This is a genomic window from Kitasatospora sp. NPDC024654 (assembly GCF_055559155.1).
In genome coordinates, this window is record NZ_JBVHLF010000001.1 from 68,246 (window position 1) to 79,991 (window position 11,746).

An 11,746-nucleotide genomic window follows, 5' to 3' on the forward strand; every position below is an offset into this window, starting at 1 on the left:
GGCCCCGGGCCGGTCGTGGTTGTGAGTTCTGCGAGACTGCGAGGCATGTCAGAACCTCTCCCGCACGTAGTCGTGATCGGTGGCGGCATCGCCGGGCTCGCCGCGGCCGCCTTCCTCAGTGGGGCGGCCGGCGGGCCGGCCCGGGCCGCAGTGACGCTGCTGGAGGCGGGGGAGCGGCTCGGCGGGAAGCTGCGGGTGGGCGAGGTGGGCGGGGTCCAGGTGGACCTCGGGGCCGAGTCGATGCTGGCCCGCCGCCCGGAGGCCGTCGAGCTCGCGCGGAACGTCGGCCTGGCCGACGTCCTGGAACCGCCCGCCACCGCCAAGGCCTCGGTGTGGACCCGGGACGGGCTGCGCCCGCTGCCCGGCCGTCAGTTGATGGGCGTCCCCGGCGACCTGGCGCTGCTGGCGGAGTCCGGGGTGCTCAGCGCCGAGGGGCTGCGGCGGACCGCCGCCGAGCAACCGGTCGAGGTCGGCGAGGACATCGCGATCGGCCGGCTGGTCGCCGACCGGCTCGGCCACGAGGTGCTGGAGCGGCTGGTCGAGCCGCTGCTCGGCGGCGTCTACGCGGGCCGCGCCGAGGAGATCTCACTGCGCGCCGCCGTCCCGCAGCTGCTGCCGATCGCGCAGGGCGGCGGCTCGCTGGTGGCCGGGGTGGACCGGCTGCTGCCCCGCACGCCCAGCCCGGCCCCGGTCTTCCAGGGCCTGCGCGGCGGCATCGGCACGCTGCCGCTCGCGGTCGCCGGGGCCTGCCGGGAGGCCGGCGCCGAGCTGTCCACCGGTGAGCCGGTCGAGGAACTGCGCCGCACCCCCGGGGGCTGGCTGGTCCGCACCCCGGAGCGGACGCTGACCCCGGACGCGGTGCTGCTCGCCGTCCCCGCCCCCGCCGCGGCCCGGCTGCTCGCCACGACCGCCCCGGGCGCCGCGGCCGAGCTGGCCGGGATCGAGTACGCCGGCACCGCGTTGGTCACCCTGGCCTTCCGGCGCGCCGAGCTGGCCGAGCCACTGACCGGCAGCGGCTTCCTGGTGCCGCCGGTGGACGGCCGGTCCATCAAGGCCTCCACCTTCTCCTCCAACAAGTGGGGCTGGCTGGCGCGTTCGGCCCCGGACGCGTTCCTGCTGCGCACCTCGCTCGGCCGGCACCGCGAGGAGGCCGCGCTGCGGCTGTCGGACCAGGAACTGGTGGCCCGTTCGCTGGCCGACCTGCGCGAGGCGGTCGGCCTGACCGCTCAGCCGTACGACACCGCGGTGACCCGCTGGCCGACCGGGCTGCCGCAGTACCCCGTGGGCCACCTGGCCCGGGTGGCCCGGATCCGCGCGGCGGCGGCCGGGCTGGGTGGCCTGGCGCTGGCCGGGGCCGCCTACGACGGCGTGGGCATCCCGGCCTGCGTCGCGAGCGCCCGCCGCGCCGTCGAGGACCTGCTGACCCCGCCGAACGGGGCAGACCGCACCGAAGGGACAATGAGGGCATGACTGAGAGCACCGAGCAGACGCCGAAGAAGAAGGCCCGCGACCTCAACCAGGTCATCCGCTACACCATGTGGTCGGTCTTCCGGCTGAAGGACGCGCTGCCCGAGGACCGCACCGCGCTCGCCGCCGAGGTCGACGCGCTCTTCGAGCAGCTGGCCGCCAAGGACGTCACGGTCCGCGGCACCTACGACGTCTCCGCGTTGCGCGCCGACGCCGACCTGATGGTCTGGTGGCACGCCGCCGACTCCGACGACCTGCAGGAGGCCTACAACCGGTTCCGCCGCACCGGCCTTGGCCGTCACCTGGAGCCGGTCTGGTCGAACATGGCGCTGCACCGCCCGGCCGAGTTCAACAAGTCGCACATCCCGGCCTTCCTGGCCGACGAGCGGGCCCGCGAGTACGTCTGCGTCTACCCGTTCGTGCGCTCCTACGAGTGGTACCTGCTGCCCGACGAGGAGCGCCGGGCGATGCTCGCCGAGCACGGGCAGATGGCCCGCGGCTACCCGGACGTGCGGGCCAACACGGTCGCCTCGTTCGCGCTGGGCGACTACGAGTGGCTGCTCGCCTTCGAGGCGGACGAGCTGCACCGGATCGTGGACCTGATGCGCGACCTGCGCCCGTCCCGGGCCCGGCTGCACGTCCGCGAGGAGGTGCCGTTCTTCACCGGTCGCCGCAAGCCGGTCGCCGAGCTGCTGAACGGTCTGGTCTGACCGAGGGCGAGCACGGTCCCGCCGGCTTCTACAGGTCGGCGGGACCGCGGCGCAGCGGGCGCAGCGCGGCCCGCAGCCGGGGGTCCGGCACGGCGTCAGGACCGCCCATCGCCACCGCGGTGAGCAGCCGCTTCTCGGCCCGCGCCGACTCGTCCGGCCCGTCGCCCGGGCGCGGCAGCCGGACCGAGCCGAGCACCTCCTGACCGGCCGGCGAGGCCCACCGGGTGTAGGGGTGCACGTCCACGCGGGCCATCAGCAGCGTCCCGGTGGTGAGGATCAGCGGCAGCGAGAACCAGGCCAGCGCGCTGGCCAGGTCGGCCTGGTCCGGCCCGGCCAGGCTCATCGCCGCGACCACCATCACCACCGAGAGCAGCAGCGCCTGCCGGACCTGCCGGACCGCCAGCACGGTGCTCTCCCGGACCGGCGCCGGGGTGGCCAGCCCGGCCATCGCCAGCCGGGCGCCGATGTCGACCACGGTCGGGTGACCGGCCAGCTCCGCGCGCAGCTCGGCCGTCCGGCGCTGCCCCTCCGGGCCGATCGTGGCGATCAGCGCCCGCTCCAGCCGGCTGCGGCCCTGCGGGTCGACCACGGTGGTCCAGCCGGTGTGCGCCAGGTGCAGCCGGCCGCGCCCGGACATCAGCACCAGCGCCAGGTCGACCACCCGCTCCGGTCCGCCGGCCAGGTACGCCGTCTCGTACAGCCCGATCCCGACCGCCTCGGCGGGCGGCTCGACCTCCAGCCCGCTCAGCGCGTCCGCGGCAGCGGCGGCGCGGACCAGACGCAGGCAGGAGAGGACGGCCACCACGCAGGCCGGGACCAGGAAGACGAGCCACATAGGGCTTGTTGTAGACCGCCCGGCTCGGCGCGCGGAACGCAATCCGGGTGCGCGATACCGAATCGTGACCGCGACCCGAACCGTGCCGCGACCGGTCAGTCGGCCGGCCGCAGGGTGAGCGAGATGCTGTTGATGCAGTAGCGCTGGTCGGTCGGGGTCGGGTAGCCCTCGCCCTCGAAGACGTGCCCGAGGTGGCCGCCGCAGCGGGCGCAGCGCACCTCGACCCGGCGCGTGCCGAGCGTGTCGTCCTCCAGGTACTCGACCCGGTCCTCGGCCAGCGGCGTGTAGTACGACGGCCAACCGCAGTGGCTGTCGAACTTGGCATCGGAGCTGAACAGTTCGTTGCCGCAGGCCCGGCAGCTGTAGACGCCGACGGTCTTGGTGTCGGTGTACTCGCCGACGAACGGCCGCTCGGTGCCGGCCTCGCGGAGCACGTGGTACTCCTCGGGGCTCAGCTCAGCCCGCCACTCGCCCTCGGTCTTCTCGATCTCGTAGCTCATCTCGCCCTCCTCCGGGCCGCCCTGGCCCTCACCGGACCGCAACGCCGGCGAGCCGCTCCAGGATTTCCGGGCCGAGGTTGGTCACGTCCCCGGCACCCATGGTGAGCAGCAGGTCACCGGGCCGGGCCAGGTCGGCCAGCAGCGCGGGGGCGGTGGCGAAGTCGTGCTCGGCGGTCACCTCGGCGCCGGCCCGGCGGGCCGCCTCGATGATCAGCTCGCTGGTGACGCCGGGGATCGGGTCCTCGCGGGCCGGGTAGATGTCGAGCACCACCGAGGCGTCGGCCAGCGCCAGCGCCTGGCCCATCTCCTCGGCGAGCTGCTGGGTCCGGCTGAACAGGTGCGGCTGGAAGACCACCAGCACCCGGCCGGGCCCGGCAGCCTCGCGGATCGCCTCCAGGTCGGCGGTCATCTCGGTGGGGTGGTGCGCGTAGGAGTCGATCACCTGGACGCCGGCCGCCTCGCCCTTGAGCTGGAGCCGGCGCCGCACGCCGGTGTAGCCGCCGAGCGCCTTGGCCAGCTCCTCCGCCGGCACGCCCAGCGCGACGCCGGCGGCCAGCGCCGCCACCGCGTTGTGCGCGTAGTGCCGTCCGGGCACCGAGACCGTGAAGATCAGCTCGGCGCCGTCCAGTTCGACGGTGACCTCGCTGGTCATGCCGTGCGCGACGACCGAGCGGACCCGCACGGTGGCGTCCTCGGCCGCGCCGACGGTGACCACCCGCAGGCCGTCCCGGCCGGCCACCCGGGCGGTCAGCTCGCGGGCGCCGGGGTGGTCGGCGGAGACCACCAGGGTGCCGCCGGGCTGGATCCGGCCGACGAAGGTCTCGAACGACTGGTAGATCTCCTCCATCGACGCGTAGTTGGCGTGGTGGTCGAGCTCCACGTTGAGGATGATCGCCACCTCGGGGGCGTACTTGTGGAAGCTGCGGTCGCTCTCGTCCGCCTCCGCCACGAAGATCTCGCCGGTGCCGTGGTGCGCGTTGCTGCCGGGGGCGTCGAGGTCGCCGCCGATCGCGTAGGACGGGTCCAGGCCGAGCGCGGCCAGGCTGACCGCGAGCATGCTGGTGGTGGTGGTCTTGCCGTGGGTGCCGGCCACCGCGAGCGCGCGTCGGCCGCCCATCAGCGCCGCCAGGGCGTCCGAGCGGTGCACCACCGGGATGCCGCGCTCGCGGGCGGCGGCGAGCTCCGGGTTGTCCTCGCGGATGGCGCTGGAGACCACCAGGCTGCTGGTGCCGTCCGGCACGTTCGACGCGGCGTGGCCGACCTGGACGGTCGCGCCCAGCCCGCGCAGCGCCAGTACGGTCTCGGACTCCTTGGAGTCGCTCCCGGACACCCGGGCCCCGCGCACCGCCAGGATCTTCGCGAGGCCGGACATGCCGGCCCCGCCGATGCCGACGAAGTGCGGGGCGTGCAGGTCGTGGGCGGAGTCGTTCAAGGGAGCTCTCCGTAGTGAATGTGGGAATCGTCCTCGCGGGCGGTTCGGACCGGCCGGCCGCAAGGACGATTCTGCACCACGCGGGAGGGGGCCCCGCGCCGCCCGGTGGCGGTCTCAGGCCTCGCTGGCGAACAGTTTGAGCACCGGGACGCCGACCTTGTGCCGGGCCTGCGAGGCCCAGTCGCGGTGGAAGAACTCCTCCACGAAGTGCGGCGCGGTGAGCACCAGCACCTCGTCCGCGCCGGTCTCCTCGACCACCGCGCGCAGGCTGTCCAGGGGGTGGTCCTCGACCACTCTGCCGACCGCCTCGGCACCGGCCTCCCGCAGGTGGCGCAGGCTGTGTTCGAGTGACTCGCCGGCGACGGTCGGACCGGGCTCCTCGCGTTCGTGCACCGCCTTGTCGAGGTGCCCGAGGGCCACGTCGTCGAGGGCGCGGAGCAGCTCGTCCTGCTTGCCGCGGGGCTGCATCAGGACGACGAAGGAGACCTTCTCGTCGCCGTGGAGAGTGGTCACCAGCTCCACATCCGCCTCGGAGAGCGCCTTTTCGATCATCAGTACGGTCTTGAACACAAGAGTCCCTTCCGTGTCGCAGGCCCCCGGGGTCCGGTGTCCCCTCCCATAGTGCCCGGAGGAAGCTTTCCTCACGCGGCGCACAGAGCACACGGGCCACCGGGGAGTGAGCCGGCGGCCGCCGCTGACGCCCGCCGCCGGCTACTCCTCGGCGCGGCAGTAGCGGGTGAAGAGGAAACCTTTCTCCTCGATCAGCGAGACCAGCCGCATCCGCTGTGCCCGGGCCGGTTCCGGGCCGGTCACGATCCGGGGCGCGTCACCGCCGGTGAGCAGTGGCGCGAGCGACAGGCAGAGCTCGTCCAGCAGGCCCTCGTCGGCCAGCGAGCCGAGCAGCCGCGGGCCGCCCTCGGTCAGCTGCCGGGTCCAGCCGCGCGCGGTCAACGCGGCGACCGCGGCGGGCAGGTCCACCGAGCCGCGGCCCACCGCGATCACGTCGGCCAGCTCGGCCACCGCCGCCCGGGCCTCGGCGGGGGCGTCCTCGGTGGTGATCACCACCGTCCGCACCACGGGGGAGGTGAACAGCGGCGCGTCCAGGTCGAGCCGCAGACTGCGGCTGACCACCGCGATCGCCGGCGCGGGCGCCTGGCCGGCGGCCCGCCGGGCCGCGGCGAACTCGGCGCGGGCCCGGGCCGGCCGGTAGCCCTCGGCACGGACCGTCTCGGCCCCGACCAGCACCACGTCGCTGAGCGCCCGCAGCACCCCGAAGATCCGCTTGTCGGCCGCGCCGGAGAGCCCCTCGGAGAGCCCGGCCAGCCGTGCCGCGCCGTCCAGCCCGGCCACCATGTTGGCCCGCAACCAGGCGCGGCCCGAGTTCACCTGCGCGGGGTAGGCGTAGGTCTCGGCGAGCGCCGCGAGCGAGGCGGGATCGGAGCCGGCGGAGTGTGACGGAGAGATCAGCTGGCGCATGCGGGCGAGTCTGCCACGGCGCGTACCCTTTACTACCGTGCCCGCAGCCTCCCACCCCGATGCCATAGCCACGGCCACCCCGGTGGCGCTCACCGCCCGTCGTCCGGTGGTACCGGCCGAGCGGCTGGTCGCCGAGATGGTCCCGCCACCGCGCTTCGCGGGGGTCGGCTTCGGCACCTACATCCCGGACAGCGCGCAGCCGAGCCAGTACGAGGCGGTCCGGGTGCTGGAGGAGTTCGCGGCCGGCCTGAACGCCGCCGAGGCACCCAAGCGGGGCTGGTTCCGCCGGTCCGCCCCGACGCCGGCCGGCCCGGCCGGGATCTACCTGGACGGCGGCTACGGCGTCGGCAAGACCCACCTGCTGGCCTCGCTCTGGCACGCGGCGCCCGGGCCGAAGGCCTTCGGCACCTTCGTCGAGCTGACCAACCTGGTCGGCGCGCTGGGCTTCCAGCAGGCCGTGCAGACGCTGTCCGGGCACAAGCTGCTCTGCATCGACGAGTTCGAGCTGGACGACCCGGGCGACACCGTGCTGGTCTCCACCCTGCTCGGCCGGCTGGTCGAGGCCGGGGTCAAGCTGGCCGCCACCTCCAACACCCTGCCGGAGAAGCTCGGCGAGGGCCGGTTCGCGGCCGCCGACTTCCTGCGCGAGATCCAGGGGCTCTCGGCGCACTTCCGCCCGCTGCGCATCGACGGCCAGGACTACCGCCACCGCGGCCTGCCCGCCGCCCCGCCGCCCTACTCCGACGAGGCGGTGGAGGCCGGCGCCGCCGGCACCCCGGGTGCCTCGCTGGACTCGTTCGACGACCTGCTGGGCCACCTCTCGGCGGTCCACCCCAGCCGGTACGGCGCGCTGCTGGACGACGTGCAGGCGGTCTTCCTGCGCGGGGTGCGCCCGGTGGAGGACCAGTCCACCGCGCTGCGCCTGGTGGTGCTGGCCGACCGGATGTACGACCGCGAGCTGCCGATCACCGCCTCCGGGATCCCGTTCGACCAGGTGTTCTCGGAGGAGATGCTGCGCGGCGGCTACCGCAAGAAGTACCTGCGGGCGGTCTCCCGGCTGGTCGCGCTGGCCCGGGACTCGGCTCCCCGGTAGGGCCCGACCGGGGCCGGCGAGAAGCGCCCGCGGATTGTCGGCGGCGGGTCGTACGGTGGACACGTGCGACCCATCACGAGCATTGAGCGGACCGTGGCGCCCTTCGAGGTCGTCAGCCCCTACCAGCCGAACGGCGACCAGCCGGCGGCCATCGCCGAGCTGGAGCGCCGGATCCGCGCGGGCGAGAAGGACGTCGTCCTGCTCGGCGCCACCGGCACCGGCAAGTCGGCGACCACCGCCTGGATGATCGAGAAGCTCCAGCGGCCCACCCTGGTGATGGCGCCGAACAAGACCCTGGCCGCCCAGCTGGCCAACGAGTTCCGCGAGCTGCTCCCCAACAACGCGGTCGAGTACTTCGTCTCGTACTACGACTACTACCAGCCCGAGGCCTACGTCCCGCAGACGGACACCTACATCGAGAAGGACTCCTCGATCAACGAGGAGGTCGAGCGGCTGCGCCACTCGGCCACCAACTCGCTGCTCACCCGGCGGGACGTGATCGTGGTCGCCTCGGTCTCCTGCATCTACGGCCTGGGCACCCCGCAGGAGTACGTGGACCGGATGGTCCCGCTCAAGGTCGGCGAGGAGATCGACCGGGACCAGCTGCTGCGCCGCTTCGTCGACATCCAGTACACCCGCAACGACGTGGCCTTCACCCGCGGCACCTTCCGGGTCCGCGGCGACACCGTGGAGATCTTCCCGGTCTACGAGGAGCTGGCCGTCCGGATCGAGATGTTCGGCGACGAGATCGAGGCGCTCTACACCCTGCACCCGCTCACCGGTGAGATCATCAGCCAGGACGACTCGGTCTACGTCTTCCCCGCCTCGCACTACGTCGCCGGTCCGGAGCGGATGGAGCGCGCGGTCAACGGGATCGAGCGGGAGCTGGGCGAGCGGCTGGCCGTCCTGGAGAAGCAGGGCAAGCTGCTGGAGGCCCAGCGGCTGCGGATGCGCACCACCTACGACATCGAGATGCTCCGGCAGATCGGCAGCTGCTCCGGCGTCGAGAACTACTCGATGCACTTCGACGGCCGCGAACCCGGCACCGCGCCGAACACCCTGCTCGACTACTTCCCGGAGGACTTCCTCCTGGTCATCGACGAGTCCCACGTGACGGTCCCGCAGATCGGCGCGATGTACGAGGGTGACGCCTCGCGCAAGCGCACCCTGGTCGAGCACGGCTTCCGGCTGCCCTCGGCGATGGACAACCGCCCGCTGAAGTGGGAGGAGTTCCTGGGGCGGGTCGGGCAGACGGTCTACCTCTCGGCCACCCCCGGCCCGTACGAACTCTCCCGCGGCGACGGCCAGGTCGAGCAGATCATCCGCCCGACCGGCCTGATCGACCCGGAGGTGATCGTCAAGCCGACCGAGGGTCAGATCGACGACCTGGTGCACGAGGTGCGCCAGCGGGTCGAGCGGGACGAGCGGGTGCTGGTCACCACGCTCACCAAGAAGATGGCCGAGGACCTCACCGACTACCTGCTCGGCCTGGACATCCGGGTCCGCTACCTGCACAGCGACATCGACACGCTGCGCCGGGTCGAGCTGCTGCGCGAGCTGCGGGCCGGCAAGTACGACGTGCTGGTCGGCATCAACCTGCTGCGCGAGGGCCTGGACCTGCCGGAGGTCTCGCTGGTGGCGATCCTGGACGCCGACAAGGAGGGCTTCCTGCGCTCGGGTACCTCGCTGATCCAGACCATCGGCCGCGCCGCCCGCAACGTCTCCGGCCAGGTGCACATGTACGCCGACCGGATCACGCCCGCGATGGAGAAGGCGATCGAGGAGACCAACCGCCGCCGGGCCGTCCAGCAGGCCTACAACGAGCGGCACGGCATCGATCCGCAGCCGCTGCGCAAGAAGATCGGCGACATCCTGGACACCCTGGCCCGGGAGGAGATCGACACCGAGGAGCTGCTGGCCACCGGCTACCGGGACACCGGCAAGACCAGGGGCAAGGTGGCGGTGCCGGCCCTGGGCGCCGACCGGAAGCCGGCCAAGAGCCGTCCGGCCGCCGAACTCGCCGACCTGATCCAGCAGTTGACCGAGCGGATGCACGCCGCCGCGGCGGAGCTTCAGTTCGAGGTGGCCGCCAGGTTGCGTGACGAGGTTGGGGAGTTGAAGAAGGAGCTGCGGCAGATGCGCGAGGCCGGAATCGCCTGACTCCGGGGCGGTGAGACGGGGCTCCCCTGGTCGGGCCGTCCCCGCAGGCCCTAGGGTTGGCCTGCGGGGACGCCGGGATGGCCGGCGCGCCGGCAAGTACAGGGGGCCTCAGCCGGGGGACGGCACCGGGGTGAACCGAACCGTGGTCCGTGCGCGTCGTGTGTGTGCGGGACGAACAGAGGGGAAGCACCGTGTCGGTGAATCTGGCCAAGGGCCAGCAGGTCAGCCTGCGCAAGGCCTCGGGGGAGACGTTGAGTCTGGTCCGGATGGGCCTCGGCTGGCGGGCGGCTCCCAAACGCGGGCTGTTCGGCAGCCGTACCCGGCAGATCGACCTGGACGCCTCGGCGCTGCTGTACGCCGAGCGCACGCCGTCCGACGTGGTCTTCTTCCAGCAGCTGGTGAGCCGGGACGGCTCGGTCCGGCACACCGGGGACAACCTGGTCGGGGGCGCGGGCGCGGGCGGTGACGACGAGTCGATCGTGGTGGACCTGACCCGGATCCCGGCGCAGATCACCCAGGTCGTCTTCACCGTCAGCTCGTACACCGGGCAGACCTTCTCCGAAGTGCTGGACGCGCACTGCCGGCTGGTGGACGAGACCAGCGGGCTGGAGCTGGCCCGTTACGAGCTGGCCGGCGGCGGCGCGCACACCGGCCAGATCATGGCCAAGGTGTACCGCGACCCGGCGGGTGGCTGGGGCATGCAGGCGATCGGTGCCCCGGCCCGGGCCCGGACCTTCCAGGACCTGCTGCCCGCCATCGAGCCCTTCCTCTGAGCTGGTCAGCCCACGGACTCTTTACCTTCTTTACCGTTTCTTGGTCCGTTCTGTTACCGTTCGAAGAACGGAGGGGAGTATTCCCCGCACAGTGTTCCCGTCATCACGGTGACCCGCCCGAGTGGTCACCCGGGTCCACTGGCCCGCACGGTCCGTGCGGGTGGAAGAGACCTCCGGCAGCCGACGTATCTCCCGCCGACCGCCGGAGGAGCAGTTCCATGGACGTTTCCGTTGCCATGTGGGTCACCACCATCGGTGTGCTGATCGCACTGATCGTCGCCGACTTCTTCGTCGGCGGCCGCAAGCCGCACGAGGTCTCGCTCAAGGAGGCCGGCACCTGGACCGCGGTCTGGGTGGTGCTGGCACTCCTCTTCGGCGGCTTCCTCTGGTGGCACTCCGGTGCCCAGCCGGCCGGCGAGTTCTTCGCCGGGTACGTCACCGAGAAGTCGCTGAGCGTCGACAACCTCTTCGTCTTCATCCTGATCATGGGCAAGTTCGCGGTGCCGCGGATCTACCAGCAGCGGGTGCTGATGGTCGGGGTGATCATCGCGCTGGTGCTCCGCGCGGTCTTCATCGCCGGCGGCGCGGCCCTGGTCACCACCTTCTCGTGGGTCTTCTACCTCTTCGGCGCGTTCCTGGTGTGGACCGCCTGGAAGCTGATCAAGGAGGCCCGGGAGGACCACCAGGACGAGGAGTTCGAGGAGAACCGGCTGCTCAGGTCGATCGAGCGGCGTTTCCCCTCCACCGACCGCTACCACGGCACCAAGTTGCTGATCAGCCAGAACGGTCGGCGGCTGATGACGCCGATGCTGATCGTGATGCTGGCGATCGGCACCACCGACCTGCTGTTCGCGCTGGACTCGATCCCGGCGATCTTCGGGCTCACCCAGCAGCCGTACGTGGTCTTCACCGCCAACGCCTTCGCCCTGATGGGGCTGCGGCAGCTGTACTTCCTGATCGGCGGGCTGCTGAAGAGGCTGGTCCACCTCTCCTACGGGCTCTCTGCGATCCTCGGCTTCATCGGCGTGAAGCTGGTGCTGCACGCGCTGCACGAGAGCGGGGTGCACGTGCCGGAGATCGGGATCCCGGTCTCGCTCGGCTTCATCGTGCTGGTGCTGGCGGTCACCACGGTCACCAGCCTGGTCGCCTCGCGGCGGCAGTCTGGTGAGCGGGTGGGGGCCTGACCACCGGCGGGGGGGGGGGGGGGGGGGAGGGGGGGGGGGGTGCGCGGGGGGGGGGGGGGGGTGGGGGGGGTGGTGGGGTGTGGGACACAACAGGGTTTGTTTTTTTCTGCGCTTGG

At 72.5% G+C, this 11,746-nt stretch carries 11 protein-coding genes; 6 read left to right on the top strand and 5 right to left on the bottom strand.

The window, feature by feature from the left end; genetic code table 11:
* The first annotated feature begins 45 nt into the window (after positions 1-45).
* Positions 46-1,470, top strand: a complete 1,425-nt coding sequence (gene hemG, locus ACZ38L_RS00280) for a protoporphyrinogen oxidase (protein ID WP_465687704.1) — start codon at positions 46-48, stop codon at positions 1,468-1,470.
* Positions 1,467-2,177 (top strand): hydrogen peroxide-dependent heme synthase, encoded by a 711-nt coding sequence (hemQ, locus tag ACZ38L_RS00285; protein WP_396560078.1) that lies wholly within the window; start codon positions 1,467-1,469, stop codon positions 2,175-2,177. Before hemG ends, hemQ begins: the two co-directional genes overlap by 4 nt.
* Positions 2,178-2,205: 28 nt before the next feature.
* On the opposite strand, the gene ACZ38L_RS00290 is transcribed toward hemQ, so the two are convergent.
* The 5 genes from ACZ38L_RS00290 to ACZ38L_RS00310 all read right to left on the bottom strand — a co-directional run bounded on the left by ACZ38L_RS00290 (position 2,206) and on the right by ACZ38L_RS00310 (position 6,420).
* Positions 2,206-3,012 carry a TIGR04222 domain-containing membrane protein gene (locus tag ACZ38L_RS00290; RefSeq protein ID WP_465687706.1) on the bottom strand — a complete coding sequence of 269 codons (807 nt, stop codon included), beginning with the start codon at positions 3,010-3,012 and terminating at the stop codon, positions 2,206-2,208.
* A gap of 95 nt (positions 3,013-3,107) precedes the next feature.
* Entirely contained in the window at positions 3,108-3,512 is a 405-nt protein-coding gene (msrB, locus tag ACZ38L_RS00295) for a peptide-methionine (R)-S-oxide reductase MsrB (protein ID WP_465687708.1), read from the bottom strand.
* 28 nt (positions 3,513-3,540) lie between these two features.
* Positions 3,541-4,944 (bottom strand): UDP-N-acetylmuramate--L-alanine ligase, encoded by a 1,404-nt coding sequence (murC, locus tag ACZ38L_RS00300; protein ID WP_465687710.1) that lies wholly within the window; start codon positions 4,942-4,944, stop codon positions 3,541-3,543.
* Between the two features lie 114 nt (positions 4,945-5,058).
* Positions 5,059-5,496, bottom strand: a complete 438-nt coding sequence (locus ACZ38L_RS00305) for an indole-3-glycerol phosphate synthase (protein ID WP_396560694.1) — start codon at positions 5,494-5,496, stop codon at positions 5,059-5,061.
* Between the two features lie 159 nt (positions 5,497-5,655).
* Positions 5,656-6,420, bottom strand: a complete 765-nt coding sequence (locus ACZ38L_RS00310) for a pyrimidine reductase family protein (RefSeq protein ID WP_465687712.1) — start codon at positions 6,418-6,420, stop codon at positions 5,656-5,658.
* Between ACZ38L_RS00310 and zapE the strand changes: the two genes are divergently transcribed.
* From zapE to ACZ38L_RS00330, 4 genes are all read left to right on the top strand, one after another.
* Positions 6,419-7,513: a cell division protein ZapE gene (gene zapE, locus ACZ38L_RS00315; RefSeq protein ID WP_465687714.1), complete on the top strand. Its 1,095-nt coding sequence runs from the start codon at positions 6,419-6,421 to the stop codon at positions 7,511-7,513. The genes ACZ38L_RS00310 and zapE overlap by 2 nt on opposite strands.
* A gap of 63 nt (positions 7,514-7,576) precedes the next feature.
* Positions 7,577-9,673, top strand: a complete 2,097-nt coding sequence (gene uvrB, locus ACZ38L_RS00320; RefSeq protein ID WP_465687716.1) for an excinuclease ABC subunit UvrB — start codon at positions 7,577-7,579, stop codon at positions 9,671-9,673.
* Between the two features lie 191 nt (positions 9,674-9,864).
* The gene (locus ACZ38L_RS00325) at positions 9,865-10,446 is read left to right on the top strand and encodes a TerD family protein (protein ID WP_396560088.1); all 582 of its coding nucleotides are present in this window, start codon (positions 9,865-9,867) and stop codon (positions 10,444-10,446) included.
* Between the two features lie 218 nt (positions 10,447-10,664).
* On the top strand, positions 10,665-11,630 hold the full coding sequence (locus ACZ38L_RS00330; RefSeq protein ID WP_465687718.1) for a TerC family protein: 966 nt from the start codon (positions 10,665-10,667) through the stop codon (positions 11,628-11,630).
* Positions 11,631-11,746: the final 116 nt, after the last annotated feature.